This is a genomic window from Pseudoclavibacter sp. CFCC 14310, from assembly GCF_008831165.1.
Lineage (GTDB): Bacteria > Actinomycetota > Actinomycetes > Actinomycetales > Microbacteriaceae > Pseudoclavibacter_A.
In genome coordinates this window covers 644068-663899 of sequence record NZ_WBKC01000002.1, presented here as the reverse complement: position 1 = coordinate 663899, position 19832 = coordinate 644068, and the positions used below count along the sequence as shown (strand labels likewise).

Here is a 19832-nt window from a genome sequence, read left to right as displayed (position 1 = left end):
GACGAAATGAACGACACGAACACATCCGTCGACTCGTCGAACACACTGCCTGACGAGCTGGGGCACATCCATTTCATCGGCATCGGCGGTGCCGGTATGAGCGGCATCGCGCACATGATGGCTGCGAAGGGTCTGCAGGTCACCGGCTCTGATCAGGCCGACAGCGCCAATGTGCAGGCCCTGCGCGAATTGGGCGTCACCGTCGCCATCGGACACGCCGCCGACCATGTGCACGACGTCGACACCGTCGTGATCTCGTCGGCGGTGCACGAGAGCAACCCTGAGCTGGCGGCGGCCAGAGCAGCAGGCCTGCGCGTCATCCACCGGTCACAGGCATTGGAGTGGCTGACTCGCGGCCACCGGGTCATCGCGGTCGCCGGAGCGCACGGCAAGAGCACGAGCACCGGAATGCTGATCACCGCCCTGCGCGAACTCGGCGCCGACCCGAGCTTCGTCAACGGCGCGATCATCAAAGAGCTCGGCACCAATGCGGGCTGGGGCGAATCAGACCTGTTCGTGCTGGAGGCCGACGAGTCGGACGGCTCGTTCCTGCGATACGAGACGGCCGGCGTGCTGGTGACGAACATCGACACCGAGCATCTTGACCACTACGGCACCGCGCAGGGCATCGAAGACGCCTTCGTGCGCTTCATCACCAGCGCCGCGGAGTTCTCGGTGGTCAACGGCAGCGACCGTCTCACCAAAGCGATTCTGCCGCGACTCGACGGTGCCGAACACCTGATCACATTCGGCGAGGCGGGCGACGGCAACGATCTCGAGCTGACCGAGGTGACGCCACAGGGGTGGGAGACCGACGTTGCTGTGACTGCGCAGCCCGAGGGAAGCATCCGCTTTCGCAGCGACCTGCTCGGCCACCACAACGCACTGAACGCGCTCGGCGTCGCTGCGGTGCTGCGTGAGCTCGGGTATCCGCTGGCCGATGCGCTGCGCGCGGCGGGCCATTACCAGGGAACCGCTCGCCGGTTCGATCGTCAGGCCGTGGTCGGCGGGGTGACCGTCGTCGACGACTACGCACATCATCCCACCGAGGTCGCCGCGGTGCTCACGGCCGCACATGAGCTGGCCGGTGACGGGCACGTGTTGGTGATCTTCGAACCGCACCTCTACAGCCGCACGCGCGATCACGCCGACGAGTTCGCGCAGGTCTTCGCGCGCTGGGCCGATTTCGTCGACGTGCTGACGCTGCGCGGAGCTCGGGAGGATCCGATCCCGGGCATCGACTCGGCCTGGCTGGTCAGCAGGTTCCCGCGCCCCGATCTCGGACATTACAGTCCGACGTGGGATGACGCCGTCGAACAGATCGTGCGTCGTGCGCGGCCGGGCGATATCGTGCTGACTCTCGGCGTGGGGCTCTACCCGATTCTGCCGCGACTGCTGGAGCGTCTGCGTGAGCGGTGACGATCGCATTCGGCGACCGCACCTGCGAACCCAGGGCGATGACGAACCCGGTGAACGGGGACGCACCGGGCGCACAGGCGGTCGAAAGAGCAGCGGGCGAGGAGCGTCCCGGCCTCGCGAGGTCGGAACACCACGCGTCGATGCGGAGTCGACCGACTGGCGGTCGGGGCTGAGCGCTCGCTGGCAGGAGGCCAGAACGGCTCGCGCCGCCAGAGCTCAGCTTCGGGCGACGGTTCGTCGACGGCGCGCACGTGAGCGCGAAGATCTGCGCGCTGCCGGTCGTCTCGATCGTTCCGGCGATCTCGCCGGCGGTCAGCAGCGTGCGGGGCAGGGGAGAGCAGCGACTGCGGCGACTCGGGCGAGCATCGGCTCGCTCTTCCACGACCTGCACCTCGGGCGGTTCCTCATCATCGGACTGGCCGTGGTCATCGCCGTCACCATCGGCCTCGTGTTCTCGCCGTGGCTGTCGGTGCAGCATATCGAGGTGCGTGGAACGCAGCGTGCATCGGCAGCCGAGCTGAGCGACGCGCTGAGCGACCAAGTGGGGCGACCGATCATCGGACTCTCCGGGGCGCAGATCGAGCGCGAGCTGCAGCAGTTCAGTGCTGTCGAGTCGTACAGCATCCGTGCCGAGCTGCCGGGCACCCTGATCGTGACAGTGACCGAACGGGCCCCCATCGGCGTCTTCAAGAAGGGCGATTCCTACCTGCTGGTGGATGCGGCAGGTGTGGTGGTGCAGAGCGCAGATCAGCCTGAGGAGGGGTACCCCACACTGCAGGTCGCCTCGACGGATCCGCAGTCGCCGGCGTTCTCGTCGGTCGCAGCTGTGCTGCGCAGCCTGGACGGTGACCTGCTAGCTCAGGTGGCCACTGCGCAGGCGAGCACACAGGATGACGTGCAGCTCACACTGCGCAGCGGGACGACCGTCGTCTGGGGAGACGGCAGCGAGACGGAGCTCAAGGCGCGCGTGCTTCGTGCGCTGGTGGGGGACCGGCCGGATGCCAAGCACATCGACGTCTCCTCGCCCTCGCTCCCGGTGGCCTCATGACGAGCGCCTCCGCCATGCTCGGATTTCGCATCCAAGTCGCGACACACCGCATGAGCCGTCGTGTTTCGGCGTTCAGACGTGGATACTTTCTCAGAGATCAAACGTATACGCAGTATAACTTTAACGCTCCAGTTGAAGTTGAAGGTTGACGGAAGGCCGGTCCAATATGTCGAACCAGAACTACCTCGCCGTGATCAAAGTGGTCGGCATCGGCGGCGGCGGCGTCAATGCAGTGAACCGCATGATCGAGCGCGGGCTCAAAGGCGTCGAGTTCATCGCCATCAACACGGATGCGCAGGCACTGCTGCTGAGCGACGCAGACGTCAAGCTCGACGTCGGTCGCGAGTCGACCCGTGGGCTCGGCGCTGGCGCTGACCCTGAGGTCGGGCGACGTGCGGCCGAAGAGCACGCCGACGAGATCGAAGAGACGCTGCGCGGCGCCGACATGGTCTTCGTGACTGCCGGCGAGGGCGGTGGCACGGGCACCGGAGGCGCTCCCGTCGTCGCCAAGATCGCGAAGTCGATCGGGGCTCTGACGATCGGCGTGGTCACCAAGCCGTTCTCGTTCGAGGGCAAGCGGCGCATGTCTCAGGCAGAGTCGGGTGTTCAGGCGCTGCGTGCCGAGGTCGACACGCTGATCACCGTGCCGAACGACCGGCTGCTCGAGATCAGTGATCGCGGCATCACCATGCTCGAGGCGTTCTCGATCGCCGATCAGGTGCTGCTCGCCGGTGTTCAGGGCATCAGCGATCTGATCACGACACCGGGGCTGATCAACCTCGACTTCGCCGACGTGCAGTCAGTGATGCAGGGAGCCGGCACGGCTCTGATGGGCATCGGCTCCGCGCGCGGAGCCGACCGGGCGATCAAAGCGGCGGAGCTCGCCATCTCGTCGCCGCTGCTGGAATCGACGATCGATGGCGCGCACGGTGTGCTCATCTCGGTGCAGGGCGGGTCGGACCTCGGCATCTTCGAGATCAACGACGCCGTGCAGCTGGTGCAGGAGGTCGTGCACGCCGAGGCGAACATCATCTTCGGCACCGTGCTTGACGACGCACTGGGCGACGAGGTGCGCGTCACCGTGATCGCCGCCGGCTTCGACGAAGAGGACGAACTGCGAAATCTGCGTCGTGGTCGCGACGAGCGCGGTCATGCGGCACCCGCGGCAGCCGAGAGGCCGACGGCCGCGCCGACGACCGACGAGCCGGACGAGGCCGCCGTGTCGAACGCCGCAGACGCCGACACGACAGCAGCCGGCAGTGATGCCGGCGGCGCTGAGCAGGCGGTCGACACCAGTGTCGCCGACCCCTATGCGGCGCGTTCGTATCCGTTCGAGCGGCTCGACGATCAGGAGCTCGACGTTCCTGACTTCTTGAAGTGAGTTCGGAGTTCGAGTCGGTGCCCACCCCAAGCGAGCCGATCGACCTTGGGTCGTCGCCGCAGCCGGAGCTTCGGCTTGCCGGGGGTGAGGCAGGCGTCACGGAGCGTCTGCGCGCGTTCGAGAGTGATCTGCAAGCAGAGCTGAGCCTGTGCGGCCGTCGCCGTGACGAGGTGCAGGTGATCGTCGTCACGAAGTACCACACGCCGGAGCTCGCCGCTGTGCTGCGCGCCGCCGGGCAGAGAGACTTCGGTGAGAACACTCTGCAGGGGCTGCACGCCAAACTCGAGGCAGATCCTGCGCTGGCGTCGGCTCGGTGGCACTTCATCGGGCAGCTGCAGCGCAAGAAGGCCGGTCAGGTCGCTCGACTGGCGTCGGCGATCCATTCCATCGATCGTCCAGAGCTCGTCGATCGCATCGACCGGATCGAGCTGGATCATGCTGTCGACGCGTTCGTCCAAGTCTCGCTCGACGGTCAGCCCGATCGAGGGGGAGTGTCGTCTGACGAGCTCGATCATCTGGTCGAACGTGTGCTCTCTTCGCCGCACCTGCGTCTTGAGGGCCTGATGGCTGTGGCGCCGCTCGGGGAGGATGCCGATCATGCGTTCGAACGACTGCAGGAGCTCTCGACGCGCATTCAGCGCATCGCTCCCGAGGCGCAGAGTATCTCGGCAGGGATGAGCGGGGACTGGCAGGCGGCCGTCCGCCATGGGGCGACACACCTGCGAATCGGCACGGCAATCACTGGAAAACCGGTCTCCGGCCGCTAACCTGTGACAGAGACATTGGAGGATGCCCCATGGGAAACCCACTGCGCAAGACACTTGAGTACCTCGGACTCGTCGACGACGACCAGTACGTCGATGAGACTCCGGCAGCGCCCGCAACTGAGCGTCCGGCGGCAGCTGCCGCGCAGACGACGACAACGCATGCCCAGCAGCGCAGCAACGTCACGCCGCTGCGACGCACGCCAGCACAGACCCAGGCAGGTGAATTGAACGAGATTCTGACCGTCCATCCGAAGAAGTACGCTGACGTGCAGATGATCGCCGAGGGCTTCCGCGGTGGCGTCCCCGTGATCATCAACCTCAGCCAGATGACCGAGCCGGACGCCCGTCGTCTGATCGATTTCGCGTCAGGTCTCGCGCAGGGGCTCTTGGGCAAGATCGAACGGGTGACGCCGAAGGTGTTCCTTCTCTCGCCGCAGAACGTACTCGTGAGCGGCGGGCAGCAGCGCGACGACGAAGATCCCAGCCAGGTCGGGTTCTTCACCGAGCAGTAGTCTCTGACGGCGACTCGGCGTGAGCATCCTCTTCGGCATTCTTGGCTGGCTCTGCCAGACCTACTCATCGATTCTCTTCCTGAGGTTTCTGGTCGAGCTGGTTCTGGGGCTTCGCCGATCTGCGCGACTGCCGCATCTTGTCACGGTTCTCGCCGAGCTGCTCTTCACGATCACCGACCCGCCGGTGCGGCTGGCACGACGACTCCTTCCTCCGCTGCGAGTCGGTCAGGTCAGCCTCGACTTTGGCATCTTCCTCTCCATTTTTGTCTTCAGCACCCTAGGTGCGGTTTTCAATGGTCTAAGATGAATCTGATGGGGTTTGGCTCAAGCTCAAGTCGAGAGCGAAACTACACACGAATTAGGAGTAAGTAATGGCCTTAACGCCCGATGACGTTCTGAACAAGCGGTTCCAGACGACGAAGTTCCGCGATGGCTATGAGCAGGACGAAGTCGATGACTTCCTTGATGAGGTCGTCGTCGAGTTCCGTCGCCTGAGCGAAGAGAACGAGTCGCTCAAGGCCAAGGCTCAGGAGGCCGACGAGCTGAAGTCGAAGCTGGCTCGCGCCGAGGCAGAGATCAAGATGCTGCGTCAGAGCCGTGGCACCGAGGCCGCGCCGGCAGCAGTCGCCGCAACCGCGCCCGCTGCTGCTGCGCCCACGACGAACAACGCGTCAAACGATGCCGAGCCGCGTAACGAGTCGGACGAGGCCACCTCGCTCCTGCAGCTTGCCCGCACTCTGCACGATCAGCACGTCCGCGAAGGCGAAGAGACCAAAGAGAAGACCATCTCCGAGGCTCGCGTCGAGGCTCGTCGCATCCTCACCGAGGTGCAGGATCGCAAGACCAAAGAGCTCAACGACCTCACTCAGCGCAAGACGACTCTTGAAGCCGACATCAAAGATCTCGAGACGTTCGAGCGTCAGTACCGTTCGTCGCTCAAGTCGTTCATCAGCGGCCAGCTCAAAGACCTCGAGTCGTCAGGTTCGCTCGCTGAGAGCACCACGAAGTCGGTGCACGGCAGCAGCAACGGCCGAAAGTAGCGTGACGCGTGGCTGATTCCTCAGCCTCGCACGACATCGAGCGGCGGGCCTCGGCCCGCCGCTCGATTCTGTCTGTGCTGGGCATCGCGTCTGTGGCGGTGGTCATCGACCAGCTCGTCAAGATCTGGGCGATCGCGTCTCTGACATTGGGACAGCCGGTCTCGCTGGTCGGCGACCTCGTTCAGCTTCGTTTGGTGTTCAATCCGGGTGCGGCATTCTCGATGGGCGAAGAGATGACGTGGGTCTTCACCGTGCTCGCCGTCGTCGTGTCCGGTGTGCTCGTCTGGTTCTCGCGGTCGCTGCGCTCGACCCCCTTGATCGTGCTCTTCGGCGTCTTCCTGGGCGGTGTCGTCGGCAACCTGATCGACCGTCTGTTCCGTCCGCCCGCATTCGCGCGGGGGCACGTGGTCGACTTTCTGCAGCTCAAGGGCTTCGCGATCGTGAATCTCGCCGACATCATGCTCACCTGTGCAGTGATCGGGCTGGTACTGATCATGCTCTTCTGCCCTCGCCAGTTCGAAGAGGTATCGGCAGCGGCCAAGGGCGAGTCGTCAGCGGCACGAGCAGACGAACATGCCCAGTAAACTCGTCTCCATTCCACCTGAGCTCATCGGTCAGCGCGCCGACACCGGCCTGGCAGAGCTGACCGGACTGTCCCGAGCTCGTATTCAGTCGCTGATGACTTCAGGCGATGTCACCCAGGGCGGCGAGCCGCTGCACAAGGCCGATCGACTCGAAGATCACGGTCTCGTCACGGTCTACTGGGAGGAGGAAGACCGTCTCGCGGTGCGTCCACTCGACGTTCCGGAGCTCGAGATCGTCTACCTTGACGATGACATCGTCATCGTGAACAAGCCAGTGGGCGTCGTTGCGCACCCGGCGACCAGCTGGACCGGCCCGACGGTGCTCGGTGTTCTCGCCGCACGTGGGATCTCGGTGGCACAGGGCGGCCCTCCCGAACGGCATGGCATCGTGCAGCGACTGGACGTCGGCACGAGCGGCCTCATGATGGTGGCGCGAAGTGAGCCGGCCTACAGTGCGCTGAAGCAGGCCTTTCGCGAGCACACGGTGCACAAGACGTATCAGGCGGTCGTGCACGGGCATCCAGACCCCAGCAGCGGAACCATCGACGCGCCGATCGGCCGTCTGCCGCGCGCCGACTGGAAGTTCGGCGTGGTCGCCGGAGGGCGCCCCTCGGTGACCCACTACCGAACGCTCGAGGCCTTCGCTCGCGGGTCGCTGCTCGAGATCCACCTCGAGACCGGACGCACCCACCAGATTCGTGTCCACATGTCTGCACGGCATCATCCGCTGATGGGTGACCCGCTGTATGGCGGCGATCCTGTGCTGGCCGAGCAGCTCGGTCTCACTCGGCAGTGGCTGCACGCGGTGCGTCTTGAGTTCGCTCACCCAGTGACCGCAGCGCCGATGGTCGTCGACAGCGAACCGCCGACAGATCTGCGGCACGCACTCTCGCTGCTGCGCGACCCACAGGCGTAGACTAAGTCGAGTTCCCCTGAGTCACGTCTGCGAAAGGCGATCGTTCTTGGCTGCATCATCGAGCACCGCTTCCGACAGCTTCGTGCACCTGCATGTGCACAGCGAATACTCCATGCTGGACGGTGCCGCGAAGATCAAACCGCTCATCGCCGAGGCGGCTCGGCTCGAGATGCCGGCGTTGGCCATCACCGACCATGGCAACATGTTCGGCACCTATGAGTTCTACTATGCGTGTCAGGACGCCGGGATCAAACCGATCATCGGCCTCGAGGCCTACCTGACGCCGGGCACCAAACGCCAGGATCGCTCCCGCGTGCGGTGGGGCAGCGGCGGCGAAGACGACGTCTCGGGCGGCGGGTCGTACACGCACGCGACCATGCTCGCTGAGACGACCGAGGGCATGCACAACCTCTTCCGGCTGGCATCGCTGTCGTCGATCGAGGGGTTCTACTTCAAACCTCGCATGGATCTCGAGCTGCTGCAGCAGTATGCCAAAGGCATCATCGCGACGACGGGCTGCGCCAGTGGTGAGATCCAGACTCGCCTGCGCCTGGGCCAGTACAAAGAGGCTCGCGAGGCTGCGGCACGGTACCGCGACATCTTCGGGCCCGACAACTACTACTGCGAGATCATGGATCACGGCATCGACATCGAGCGCCGTGTGATGAGCGATCTGATCGATCTCGCCAAGGATCTGCAGATTCCGCTGGTGGCGAGCAACGACCTCCACTACACGCATGCAGAGGATGCCCATGCGCACGCCGCGCTGCTGTGCGTGCAGTCCGCCTCAACGCTTGACGATCCCAAGAGGTTCCGCTTCGGCAGCGACGAGTTCTACCTGAAGACTCCGAAGCAGATGCGGGAGCTGTTCCGGGACTATCCAGGCGCCTGCGACAACACGCTGCGCATCGCCGAACGCTGCGAGGTGGAGTTCGTCAAACGCGACCTCACTCCGAAGTTCGACGTGCCGGAGGGCGAGACCGAGCTCACCTGGTTCAAGTCCGAGGTCGAGACGGGGCTGCACTCCAGATACGGTGAGACCGTTCCCGATCCGGTTCGCGAGCGGGCGAACTACGAGATGGGCATCATCGAGCAGATGGGCTTCCCAGGCTACTTCCTCGTGGTCGCCGACTTCATCCAGTGGGCCAAAGGCAACGGCGTGCGCGTCGGCCCCGGGCGAGGGTCAGCAGCAGGATCGATGGTCGCCTATGCCATGCACATCACCGAGGTGGATCCGCTCGAACACGGCCTCATGTTCGAGCGATTCCTGAATCCCGAGCGTGTGTCGATGCCCGACGTCGACGTCGACTTCGACGACCGTCGCCGCACCGACGTGATCAAGTACGTCACCGAGAAGTACGGCTATGACCGGGTCTGTCAGATTGTCACCTACGGGTCGATCAAGGCGAAGCAGGCGCTGAAAGACTCATCTCGCATCCTCGGGCTGCCGTTCTCGGCCGGCGAGAAGCTCACGAAGGCGTTTCCGCCCGCCGTCATGGGCAAAGAGATGACTCTCGAAGAGATGTACGACCCGGATGCCAAGCGCTATCAGGAGGGCGCCGAGTTCCGCGAGGTCGTCGAGGGCGACGAGGTCTCGCAGAAGATCCTGGAGACGGCGCGGGGCATCGAAGGTCTGAAGCGCCAGTGGGGCGTGCACGCAGCGGGCGTGATCATGAGCCAGGAGGCTCTGATCGACAACATCCCGATCATGAAGCGCGAAGAAGACGGCGCGATCATCACGCAGTATCCGTACCCGGCGTGCGAGAACCTGGGTCTGCTCAAGATGGACTTTCTCGGTCTGCGCAACCTGACCGTGATGGGCGATGCCGTCGATTCGATCAAACAGAACCGTGGCGAGACGCTCAACCTGCAAGAGGTCTCTCTCGACGACAAACCGACGTACGACCTGCTCTCCCGGGGCGATACCCTCGGTGTGTTCCAGCTCGACGGCGGGCCGATGCGCACCCTGCTCAAGCAGATGAAGCCAGACAGCTTCGCCGACATCTCGGCTGTGATCGCGCTCTACCGCCCAGGCCCCATGGGCATGAACTCGCACACGAACTACGCGCTGCGCAAGAACGGCCTGCAGCCGATCCAGCCGATTCACCCAGAGCTCGAAGAGCCGCTGAGAGACATCTTGGGCGAGACCTACGGCCTGATCGTCTACCAGGAGCAGGTCATGGGCGTCGCCCAGAAGGTGGCCGGCTTCACCCTCGGTCAGGCCGACATGCTCCGTCGCGCCATGGGCAAGAAGAAGAAGTCCGAGCTCGACAAGCAGTACGCCAACTTTCATCAGGGCATGGTCGATCGCGGCTACTCAGAAGAGGCCGTCAAAGCGCTCTGGGATACGCTGCTTCCCTTCGCCGGATATGCGTTCAACAAGGCGCACTCGGTCGGCTACGGGGTCGTCTCCTACTGGACAGCCTTCCTGAAGGCCAACTACCCGGCCGAGTACATGTCGGCTCTGCTCACCAGCGTCGGTGACTCCAAAGACAAACTCGCGATGTACCTGAACGAGTGCCGCCATATGGGCATCTCGGTGCTGCCGCCCGACGTCAACTCTTCGTTCCTCGGGTTCTCGGCCGTCGGAACAGACATCCGATTCGGTCTGGGGGCGGTGCGCAACGTCGGCGCCAACGTCGTCGACGCGATTGTGAAGACCCGTGAGACAGAAGACCCGTTCACGAGCTTTCACGACTTTCTGCGCAAAGTGCCGCTCACCGTCTGCAACAAGCGCACCATCGAATCGCTGATCAAAGCAGGTGCCTTCGACTCGCTCGGCAGCACCCGCCGCGCGCTCATCGAGATTCACGAGCAGGCAGTCGACGAAGCGGCCAAACTCAAACGCAACGAAGCGCACGGCCAGGTCGACCTGTTCGCCGGGATGTTCGACCTCGACGAACAGCCGGGGGCCGAGGTGCCTGACCGCCCCGAGTGGGACAAACACATCAAGCTCTCGTTCGAGCGCGAGATGCTCGGACTCTACGTGTCTGACCATCCCCTGCACGGGCTGGAGCGCGAGCTCTCTCGGCACGCAGATGCGAACATCGTCGACATCACCGGTGGCGAACGGTTCCACGACGGAGACAAAGTCGCCATCGCCGGGCTCATCACGAGCGTGCAGAAGCGCATTGCGCGCAACAGCGGCAATGAGTACGCCATCATCGAGGTTGAAGACTTCACCGGCGAGATGTCAGCGCTGTTTATGGGCAAGACCTTCCAGGAGTTCTCTCCGGCGCTGGTAGCCGACTCCATCGTGGTCGTGCGCGGTCGCATCAACGAGCGGGATGACGGCGCGACGCTGCATGCCTATTCTGTTTTCACCCCCGAGATCAAGGGCGCCGGGGGAGCCGGACTGCCGTTGATGCTGAGCATTCCAGAGCTGACGGCGACACCAGAGATCGTCGAAGATCTGTCGTCTATTCTGGTGCGCCACAGCGGAGACACCGAGGTGCTGCTGAAGCTGATGACTGCGGGTGCCGAGCGCGTCTTCGAGATTCCCTATCGAGTCAGCGTCACTGCGGCACTGTACAGCGAGCTCAAAGCACTGCTCGGCGCCAGCTGCATCGATTGAGGCCAAGCCCACGGCGCATCCGTCGAGGCAGCGTCCATACTGAGGGCAGCGTCGATACTGGGGACAGCGTCGACACTGGGGCCGCGTCGACACTGGGGCCGCGTCGACCTGGGGTGCAGAGCCGACACGGAGAACAGTGTCGACACGGGGCGCAGAGTAGACTGTGGTGCGTGATGCACACTATCGATTTTCGCGAGCAGAACGTCCACTCCCTCTCTCTCAGAGACCGGCTTCCGCGCCCGCACCATGACGTGGCCGCCGCCGAGCAGGCTGCGCAGCAGCTCATCGCCGACGTGCGAGAGAACGGTCGCGCGGCGCTGATCGATCAGGCTCAGCGGTTCGATCACGTGCAGATCGACGAGTTCCGGGTCGGCCAGGCCGAGATCGACGCCGCAGTTCGCGAACTCGATCCGAGCATCCGCCACTCGCTCGAGATCGCCATCGAACGCGTGCGCAAGGCGACAGCTGCTCAGCTGCGCGAGCCGGTCGTCACAACCTTTCCCGGCGGGTCGCGAATCACTCAGCGCTGGGCACCGGTGCAGGCAGCGGGGCTCTACGTGCCCGGTGGCAAGGCGGTGTACCCGTCGAGCGTGATCATGAACGTCGTGCCGGCACAGGTCGCAGGTGTGCAGCGGCTGGCGCTCGTGTCTCCGGCGCAGCAGGCCTTCGGCGGCGCCGTGCACCCCCTGACCCTTGCGACGGCCGGTCTGCTCGGGCTCGACGAGATCTATGCCCTCGGCGGAGCCGGAGCGATCGCTGCGCTGGCCTACGGGGTGCCTGAGATCGGGCTCGACGCCGTCGATGTGATCAGCGGGCCCGGCAACGCCTTCGTCGCCGCCGCGAAGCTGGCCGTCTCTCGCGACGTGGCGATCGACTCCGTGGCCGGTCCGACTGAGATTCTCGTCATCGCCGACGAACACGCTGACGCCGATCTGGTCGCGGCAGACCTGCTGAGTCAGGCCGAGCACGACGAGGATGCCTCCTCGGTCTTGGTGACCGACTCCGAGACGTTCGCCGATCAGGTTCGTGCGCGACTGAGCGTTCGTCTGGATCACACACCCAACCGGGAACGTGCCTCAGTCGCACTGAACGGGGAGCAGTCGGCCGTGGTTCTGGTCGACGACCTCGATGCCGCGCTCGCGGTGAGCGACGCCTACGCTCCCGAGCACCTTGAGATCATCACTGAGAACGCCGAAGAGTTGGCCGATCGAGTGCGCAACGCCGGCGCGATCTTCGTCGGTCCCTACTCTCCGGTTCCGCTGGGCGACTACATGGCAGGGTCAAACCACGTACTGCCGACAAGTGGGCGCGCGCGATTCAGCCCGGCCCTGGGCGCCTACACCTTCCTGCGACCGCAGCAGATCATCGAGTACACGCGCGAGGGGCTCGCAGAGATCGCCGAGCCCATCGAACGGTTCGCAGAGGCCGAGAAGCTGAACGCACACGCCGAAAGCATCGCCGCACGATTCGAGAGCAAGGCCTGAGTCACCGATGCACTGTCCTTTCTGCCGCCACCCAGACTCCCGGGTCGTCGACTCTCGTACGTCCGACGACGGAACGTCCATTCGCCGCCGTCGCCAGTGCCCGGCCTGTGGTCGTCGGTTCAGCACGATCGAGACGGCATCGCTGTCGGTGGTCAAGAGCGGGGGAGTGCTCGAGCCTTTTCGACGTGACAAGATCATCGCCGGTGTGCGCAAGGCCTGCCAGGGCCGGCCGGTCAGTGACAGCGACCTCGCACTGCTCGCCCAGCGTGTCGAAGAGACCATTCGGCAGAGCGGCGCCAGCGAGGTCAAGTCGCATGACGTCGGACTCGCCATTCTCGAGCCGCTGCTCGAACTCGACGAGGTGGCGTATCTGCGCTTTGCGAGCGTCTACCGCAGTTTTTCGTCGATTGACGACTTCGAAGAGGCCGTGAAACGACTCCGCGGCCGAGCAGCCGCACACGACGCTGCGAATGACCAGGCTGCTGCCACCGCGAAGAGTGCCGAGAAGGGCGACGCATGATCTACCGGCTGCTGTTCGACAACGTGCTCACCCGCATGAACCCCGAGAAGGCGCACGTGCTCACCGTCGCGCTGCTGCGCGTGGCCCATGCCACTGGCGTCGGTGCCGTCGCGAGAGCCTGCACGCGTCCGGATCAACTGCTCGAAGTCGAAGCATTCGGCCAGCGTTTTGCCACACCGTTCGGCATCGCTGCGGGCCTGGACAAGAACGCGGTCATGTTCGAGGCGCTCGGCGACCTCGGCTTCGGCCACGTCGAGGTCGGTACCATCACGGCAGATCCGCAGCCGGGCAACCCTCGGCCCCGACTGTTTCGGCTGCCCGCCGACCGTGCGCTCATCAATCGCATGGGCTTCAACAACAAAGGCGCGGCCGCTGCCGCGGAACGCCTTCGTGCCCGCGATCGGCGATCAGCGCTGCGGGTGGGCGTCAACATCGGCAAGAACAAAGTCGTCCCGCTCGACGAGGCCCCCGAGAGCTACCAGCGGGCAGCCAGAGCGCTGGCGCCGCTCGCCGACTACCTGGCCGTCAACGTGAGCAGCCCGAACACGCCGGGGCTTCGCTCGCTGCAGCATGTGGAGACGCTGCAGCCACTGCTCAGCGGCATTCGCGAGGTCGCAGGCAGAACGCCGGTGCTGGTGAAGATCGCTCCGGACATGAGCGATGACGAACTCGTCGCGATCTTGGCGATGACGACCGAGCTCGGACTCGCTGGGATCATCGTGACCAACACCACAGTGTCGCGGGAAGGGCTTACCACCGACCCCGCGACCGTGGAGCGCATGGGCGCCGGAGGTCTCTCGGGACGGCCACTGCACGATCGCTCCCGTGAAGTGCTGCGTCTGCTCGCCGCACACAACGAAGCCCGCCTGCCCATCGTCTCTGTGGGCGGCATCCGCGACGCCGCTGATGTGTGGGAGCGCCTCGAACTCGGGGCGACACTCGTGCAGGGCTATTCAGAGTTCATCTATGCCGGCCCGGGGTGGGCCCGACAGATCAACCGGCAGCTGAAGAAGCGGCTGCAGCGCAGCCGCTTCTCATCGTTCGCCGAGCTGACCGCAGCCGCGTACCGCTGAGTCAGAGGCGGCGGTTCGGGTCGAACTCGCCGCGCTTGACCGCGGGCTTCGGCAGACGCATGCCGCGCATCTGGATCGCGCGCATCGCAGCGTAGACGCCGAGACCCTTCTCGACCTCGTCTTTGCCGAAACGGTCGGCGGCGATCTTCCGTGCTTTGCGTCCGATCACAAACGAGTCGATGAGCAGCGCGGCGACGAAGACCCACAGACCGACGGTGTAGATCGTGACGATCATCGGCTCGCGGATGAAGGTCAGCACGATGACGATGATCATCACGGGAAGCATGAACTCTCCCAGTGACCAGCGGGCGTCCACGTAGTCGCGAATGAGACGCTTCTGCGGCCCTTTCTCTTTGGCCGGCAGAAACCGGTCGTCGCCCGCGGCCATACCGAGCCGTGCCTTCTCTCTTTCGGAACGGGCACGAGCCTTCGCCTCTTTGCGATCATTTGGAATGAGCGGCCGCTGGTTTCGGGCCTCAGCCTCACGGCGTTTCGGGGTGGGGCGCCCTTTGCCCTGATGCAACGTCTCGTCAGTCGACTCATTCTGATCGTTGTCCTGTGCGGAATCGTGGTGCCTGCTGCTCACGCGTGCTGCTCCTGGAAGTCGAGGTGTGCCAGATCGACGCGGAGCGCCGACCTTCGGGCGCCGTCTCCGACGCACTGCTCCATTCTATGCGGTGCCACAGCGACGCCAACCGGCATGGCGATGGCCCGAGCCGACCCTGCCTGGCGAAACTCCGCAGTGCCGGGAACACACCAGTGCGCGACGACGTTGGAAACGACGTAGGATGCTTGCAGAGATCGCCGGGCGTCGATGACGCGCGGTGCAGCTGAAGAAGGAGACCATCGTGGCAACCGACACCATTGAGAAGCACAACGTCGCGCTCACCGATTCCGCGGCGGAGAAAGTGCACGCTCTGCTCACACAGGAGGGCCGCGAAGACCTTCGCCTGCGTGTTGCCGTTCAGCCCGGGGGCTGCTCAGGCCTGATCTACCAGCTCTACTTCGATGAGCGGCTGCTCGACGACGATCTGCTCGCCGAGTTCGCTGAAGGAGTCGAAGTCGTCGTCGACAAGATGAGCGCACCGTATCTCGACGGTGCGACCATCGACTTCGAAGACTCCATTCAGAAGCAGGGCTTCACGATCGACAACCCCAATGCGCAGGGGTCATGCGCGTGCGGCGACTCGTTCCACTGATTCTTCGGCTTCGTCAGACGGCGGTCACCACCCGAGTGTGAGTCTCGGGCGGTGACCGCCGTCTGCGTGTCGCGGCGTCCAGGCCCACGGGCTCAGGGCTCATGCTGTGAATTTCACAGCCGATGCACGGAGAATTCAGTCTTTCGGTGTGCATATGGTCAGTGAGACGGTTCGGAGTGGGTAATATGGATAGTGCGTCGATGTATGTCGATGCTGCGTTCAGAAGCTACCGATAGGAACAATGGTGCGTTCGAGAGTGAAGAGAGCCGTCGCTGCGAGCGGCGTCTTGGGCATCGCGGCCCTGGCGTTGAGCGGGTGTTCAGATGATGCGAAGCGAGGGTTTCTCCCCGCGTCAGACACCACTGACCACACTCAGCAGATCACTGATCTGTGGGTTCATTCATGGGTCGTGCTCTTGGGCGTGGGCTTGGTCGTCTGGGGCCTGGTCGTGTGGTGCGTCGTCGTCTACCGGCGTCGTAAGGGTGACACCGGCGTTCCCTCGCAGACTCGCTACAACCTGCCGATCGAGGTTCTGTACACCGCCGTGCCGTTCGTGCTGATCATCGGGTTCTTCATTGCGACCGTCCATGTGCAGTCGGCAACCGAGGCCAAGGCGACGCCTGCCTACGACGGAGCCGACGTTCAGGTGCAGGTCGTCGGCAAACAGTGGAGCTGGGACATCAACTACCTCACCACTGCTGGCGACCCTGACGTTCACGAAGACGCCGGCATTCAGGCCGACTACGTCAGCGGCCCGACGTTCGACGAGTCGAAGCTGCCGACGCTGTACCTCCCGGTGAACAAAGAGGTCAAGATCAAGCTCGACGCTCGCGACGTCGCCCACTCGTTCTGGGTGCCGCAGTTCCTGTACAAGAAAGATCTGCTTCCGGGCGTGCACAACAACTACTGGACGTTCACTCCTGAAAAAGAAGGAACGTTCCCGGTCAAGTGCGCCGAGCTCTGCGGCGAGTACCACTCGATGATGCTCATGAACGTGAAGGTCGTCTCTGACAGCGAGTACCAGACGCACATCGCGGAGCTCCGCGAGCGTGGCAACACCGGCGCACTCGGGCATGAGCTCGACCGCCGCCAAGATCTGAAATACAACTCCGATGATGCCGAGCACACGCACAGCGCTGCTGCCGTGACAGAGAATTGAGGGGAAGAGAACTATGACTTCCGCAACAGCAGTCGCGGGCTACTCGCCCAAGCTGGGTAAGAAAGGCCATTCGATCGTCAGATTCCTGACGACGACCGACCACAAGACGCTCGGCTACCTGTACATCGTCCAGTCGTTCGTCTGGTTCCTGTTCGCCGGCGTGCTGGCCCTGCTCATCCGAGCGCAGCTCTTCGAGCCGGGCCTTCAGGTGATCCCGACGAAAGAGCAGTACAACCAGCTCTTCACCATGCACGGCATCATCATGCTGCTGATGTTCGCGACACCGCTCTTCGCCGGTTTCGCAAACGTTCTGGTGCCACTGCAGATCGGTGCACCGGATGTCGCGTTCCCGCGTCTGAACGCGCTGGGCTACTGGACGTACACCGTGGGTTCGCTCATCGCGGTCGCCGGGTTCCTCACGCCTCAGGGTGCAGCCTCGTTCGGATGGACCGCCTACGTTCCACTGTCGACGTCGACGTACTCACCCGGTATGGGCGGCGATCTCTGGGTCATCGGCCTCGCCATGTCCGGCTTCGGAACGATCATGGGTGCGGTGAACTTCATCGCGACGATCGTCTCGCTGCGTGCGCCGGGTATGACGATGTGGCGTATGCCGATCTTCACCTGGAACACGCTGGTCACCAGCATCTTGGTGATCATGGCGTTCCCGCCCTTCGCAGCTGCGCTCTTCGCTCTGTTCGCCGACCGCAAGTTCGGCACGCACATCTTCGATCCAGAGACCGGTGGAGCCATGCTCTTCCAGCATGTGTTCTGGTTCTTCGGTCACCCTGAGGTCTACGTCATCGCGCTGCCGTTCTTCGGCATCGTCTCAGAGATCATTCCGGTCTTCAGCCGCAAGCCGATCTTCGGCTACCGCACACTGGTTCTCGCGACGATCTCGATCGCGGCCCTTTCCGCGACCGTCTGGGCGCATCACATGTACGTCACCGGCCAGGTGCTGCTGCCGTTCTTCTCACTGATGACGATGGCCATCGCCATTCCGACCGGCGTGAAGTTCTTCGACTGGATAGGCACGATGTGGCGAGGGTCTCTTACCTTCGAGACCCCGATGCTCTGGTCGATCGGCTTTCTGATCACCTTCTGCTTCGGTGGACTCACCGGTGTGATCCTGGCCAGCCCTGCTCTCGACTTCCAGGTGTCTGACACCTACTTCGTCGTGGCGCACTTCCACTACACGCTGTTCGGAACCGTCGTGTTCGCCATGTTCGCAGGTCTGTACTTCTGGTGGCCGAAGTTCACGGGCAAGATGCTCAACGAGACCTTGGGCAAGGTGCACTTCTGGCTGCTGTTCATCGGCTTCCATACGACGTTCCTCGTGCAGCACTGGCTCGGCGCGATGGGCATGCCTCGTCGCTACTACACCTACCTGCCGCAGGACGGCTTCACAGTGCTGAACCAGGTGTCGACCATCGGTGCCGCCATTCTGGCGATCTCGTTCCTGCCGTTCTTCTGGAACGTCTACATGACCACTCGCTACGGCAAGCGCGTCAACGTCGACGATCCTTGGGGCTTCGGCGGCTCGCTCGAATGGGCCACCAGCTGCCCGCCGCCGCGGCACAACTTCACGGCGATCCCGCGCATCCGCTCGGAGCGTCCGGCGTTCGACCTGCACCATCCCGAACTCGCACTCGCCACGGCCAAGCAGACCGAGCAGGCAGACCGACATGAGGCTCTCGCCGACGTGCCGGCCGTCCGTGCGGCGAGCGACAAGAAAGAGAACTGAGAATGAAGACTGCAGCACATATCTTCTTCGGCATCGGCCTGTTCTTCCTGGTCGGTCTGGTCGCATACTTCGTGTGCAGCCTCGCGTTCGTCAACGACGGCGTCGGACTGTTCAATCCTGCCGTTCCGATCGAGCCCGCGGGTGCGACCGTACTGGCCCTGGGCATCGGCATGGCCTGGTTTCCCGCCTTCTACTTCTACAAGGCGTCGAAGAACGCAGGCGGAACCCTTCCTGAGGATGATCTCGAGGCGAAGATCGAAGACGCCGACCCCGACTACGGCTGGTACAGCCCGTGGAGCTGGTGGCCTTTCGCGCTCTCGCTGGCAGCCGGAGTGATCTTCCTGGGCCTGGCCGTCGGAACGTGGATGACGATCATCGGCGGTGCGCTGCTGGTCGTGACCGTCATCGGCTTCTCATTTGAGAACCACCGCAATCGGCTGGCACACTGATCGTCGACTGACCTGCTGAACAGAACAGCGGCCCCGCATCTTACTGATGCGGGGCCGCTGTTTTCGTCTCTCTCAGCGATCAGACTGATGCTGACTCGAAGAACTTCAGAAAGTCGTCCCAAGAGACGCGCTGCAGCGGGATTCGCCAATCGGGGAGACCAACGTTGGTGGCTGCAGCCGCGGAATAGATGAAGCGGGGACGTGGACGGTTTGTCTCGTGAGCCTCCGGAGCCTTCACCGTGACCCCGCTCTTCGCCTCCGCGTCGCCCTCAGGGTCATCCACGAGCACACCGGTCGAGCCCGGGCGATCAGTGCGGTGCACAACCCAGGTGTTGTCGGCGACTCGGGTGAATCGCACCGGCACCTTGTTGCGTATGAACAGCTCGATGCTGCCGAACTCACGAGGCAGCTGCTCTGGGCGCTCAAGTGGAAAATACCGCTGGCCGTCGATGACGACTGGGCTGACGCGTTTGGTGATCATGCTGATGCCTCCTTGCATCTCGGCCGGTCGACGCCCCGTTGCGTCTGACAGCCCCTGGCGCATCACCAGGTGATTCGCATTCTAGGAGGCTTCCGCTGCGAACTGAGCATCCAGCTGGGAGCGAATACGATTGGCCACCGAGCCAGGGGAGCGGACGCATGCTGTGACCCTCGTGTCTGGCCGTGCGCCTCAGCGGCTCTTCGACACCGCCACTCACCTGCGCGCTGAGCAATGAGACGAGAAAAGCCCCGGACACCACGCGATCCGCGTGGCTCCGGGGCTTTCTGCCTGTGGGCGATACTGGACTCGAACCAGCGACCTCTTCCGTGTGAAGGAAGCGCGCTAACCAACTGCGCCAATCGCCCAAACGACTGCTGCCTTTCAGGCAACTCGACAAGTATAGCGTACTTTTCCAAGGCTGCGCACACCCTGCGGTAGGATAGTCAGGTCAACAGCAATCACCCACGCGCGGACCGCTTCGT

19 protein-coding genes and 1 tRNA gene are annotated in these 19832 nt (G+C 63.8%); 17 read left to right on the top strand and 3 right to left on the bottom strand.

Annotated features, from left to right (window positions below; all coding sequences use genetic code 11):
* Positions 1–6 precede the first annotated feature (6 nt).
* The 13 genes from murC to F8O06_RS06810 all read left to right on the top strand — a co-directional run bounded on the left by murC (position 7) and on the right by F8O06_RS06810 (position 14318).
* Positions 7–1419 carry a UDP-N-acetylmuramate--L-alanine ligase gene (gene murC / locus F8O06_RS06870; RefSeq protein WP_158038107.1) on the top strand — a complete coding sequence of 471 codons (1413 nt, stop codon included), beginning with the start codon at positions 7–9 and terminating at the stop codon, positions 1417–1419.
* Entirely contained in the window at positions 1409–2467 is a 1059-nt protein-coding gene (locus tag F8O06_RS06865; protein ID WP_158038106.1) for an FtsQ-type POTRA domain-containing protein, read from the top strand. Before murC ends, F8O06_RS06865 begins: the two co-directional genes overlap by 11 nt.
* 166 nt (positions 2468–2633) lie before the next feature.
* Positions 2634–3848, top strand: a complete 1215-nt coding sequence (ftsZ, locus tag F8O06_RS06860) for a cell division protein FtsZ (RefSeq protein WP_158038105.1) — start codon at positions 2634–2636, stop codon at positions 3846–3848.
* Positions 3845–4615, top strand: coding sequence for a YggS family pyridoxal phosphate-dependent enzyme (locus F8O06_RS06855; protein ID WP_225733430.1), 771 nt, complete (start codon positions 3845–3847; stop codon positions 4613–4615). The genes ftsZ and F8O06_RS06855 overlap by 4 nt, the downstream gene beginning before the upstream one ends.
* Before the next feature lie 29 nt (positions 4616–4644).
* Positions 4645–5127 carry a cell division protein SepF gene (locus F8O06_RS06850; RefSeq protein WP_158031611.1) on the top strand — a complete coding sequence of 161 codons (483 nt, stop codon included), beginning with the start codon at positions 4645–4647 and terminating at the stop codon, positions 5125–5127.
* Between the two features lie 19 nt (positions 5128–5146).
* The gene (locus F8O06_RS06845) at positions 5147–5434 is read left to right on the top strand and encodes a YggT family protein (RefSeq protein ID WP_158038104.1); all 288 of its coding nucleotides are present in this window, start codon (positions 5147–5149) and stop codon (positions 5432–5434) included.
* A 64-nt stretch (positions 5435–5498) separates the two neighbouring features.
* Positions 5499–6167 (top strand): DivIVA domain-containing protein, encoded by a 669-nt coding sequence (locus F8O06_RS12475; RefSeq protein ID WP_158038103.1) that lies wholly within the window; start codon positions 5499–5501, stop codon positions 6165–6167.
* An 8-nt stretch (positions 6168–6175) separates the two neighbouring features.
* Entirely contained in the window at positions 6176–6751 is a 576-nt protein-coding gene (lspA, locus tag F8O06_RS06835) for a signal peptidase II (protein ID WP_158038102.1), read from the top strand.
* Positions 6741–7667, top strand: coding sequence for an RluA family pseudouridine synthase (locus F8O06_RS06830; protein ID WP_158038101.1), 927 nt, complete (start codon positions 6741–6743; stop codon positions 7665–7667). The genes lspA and F8O06_RS06830 overlap by 11 nt, the downstream gene beginning before the upstream one ends.
* A 46-nt stretch (positions 7668–7713) precedes the next feature.
* Positions 7714–11241, top strand: coding sequence for a DNA polymerase III subunit alpha (dnaE, locus tag F8O06_RS06825; protein WP_225733429.1), 3528 nt, complete (start codon positions 7714–7716; stop codon positions 11239–11241).
* Positions 11242–11414: 173 nt separating this feature from the next.
* Complete coding sequence (gene hisD, locus F8O06_RS06820; protein ID WP_158038235.1) at positions 11415–12725, top strand: histidinol dehydrogenase; 1311 nt, start codon at positions 11415–11417, stop codon at positions 12723–12725.
* Positions 12726–12732: 7 nt separating this feature from the next.
* Complete coding sequence (gene nrdR, locus F8O06_RS06815; RefSeq protein ID WP_158038100.1) at positions 12733–13245, top strand: transcriptional regulator NrdR; 513 nt, start codon at positions 12733–12735, stop codon at positions 13243–13245.
* Entirely contained in the window at positions 13245–14318 is a 1074-nt protein-coding gene (locus tag F8O06_RS06810) for a quinone-dependent dihydroorotate dehydrogenase (protein ID WP_158038234.1), read from the top strand. The genes nrdR and F8O06_RS06810 overlap by 1 nt, the downstream gene beginning before the upstream one ends.
* 1 nt (position 14319) lies before the next feature.
* Here F8O06_RS06810 and F8O06_RS06805 read toward each other — a convergent pair whose 3' ends face one another.
* A complete protein-coding gene (locus F8O06_RS06805) occupies positions 14320–14904 on the bottom strand; it encodes a DUF3043 domain-containing protein (protein ID WP_158038099.1) in 585 nt (194 codons plus the stop codon).
* Between the two features lie 262 nt (positions 14905–15166).
* On the opposite strand from F8O06_RS06805, the gene F8O06_RS06800 reads away from it, so the two are divergent.
* The 4 genes from F8O06_RS06800 (at position 15167) to F8O06_RS06785 (ending at position 18869) form a co-directional block, all read left to right on the top strand.
* Positions 15167–15517 carry an iron-sulfur cluster assembly accessory protein gene (locus F8O06_RS06800; protein WP_318655640.1) on the top strand — a complete coding sequence of 117 codons (351 nt, stop codon included), beginning with the start codon at positions 15167–15169 and terminating at the stop codon, positions 15515–15517.
* 241 nt (positions 15518–15758) lie between these two features.
* Positions 15759–16676, top strand: a complete 918-nt coding sequence (gene coxB, locus F8O06_RS06795) for a cytochrome c oxidase subunit II (protein ID WP_158031604.1) — start codon at positions 15759–15761, stop codon at positions 16674–16676.
* A 13-nt stretch (positions 16677–16689) separates the two neighbouring features.
* Positions 16690–18420, top strand: a complete 1731-nt coding sequence (gene ctaD, locus F8O06_RS06790) for a cytochrome c oxidase subunit I (protein WP_158031603.1) — start codon at positions 16690–16692, stop codon at positions 18418–18420.
* A gap of 2 nt (positions 18421–18422) precedes the next feature.
* Positions 18423–18869 carry a cytochrome c oxidase subunit 4 gene (locus F8O06_RS06785; protein WP_158031602.1) on the top strand — a complete coding sequence of 149 codons (447 nt, stop codon included), beginning with the start codon at positions 18423–18425 and terminating at the stop codon, positions 18867–18869.
* A 79-nt stretch (positions 18870–18948) separates the two neighbouring features.
* Here F8O06_RS06785 and F8O06_RS06780 read toward each other — a convergent pair whose 3' ends face one another.
* Positions 18949–19350, bottom strand: a complete 402-nt coding sequence (locus F8O06_RS06780; RefSeq protein ID WP_158038098.1) for a hypothetical protein — start codon at positions 19348–19350, stop codon at positions 18949–18951.
* 291 nt (positions 19351–19641) lie between these two features.
* Positions 19642–19715, bottom strand: a tRNA-Val gene (locus F8O06_RS06775).
* Between the last annotated feature and the right edge of the window lie 117 nt (positions 19716–19832).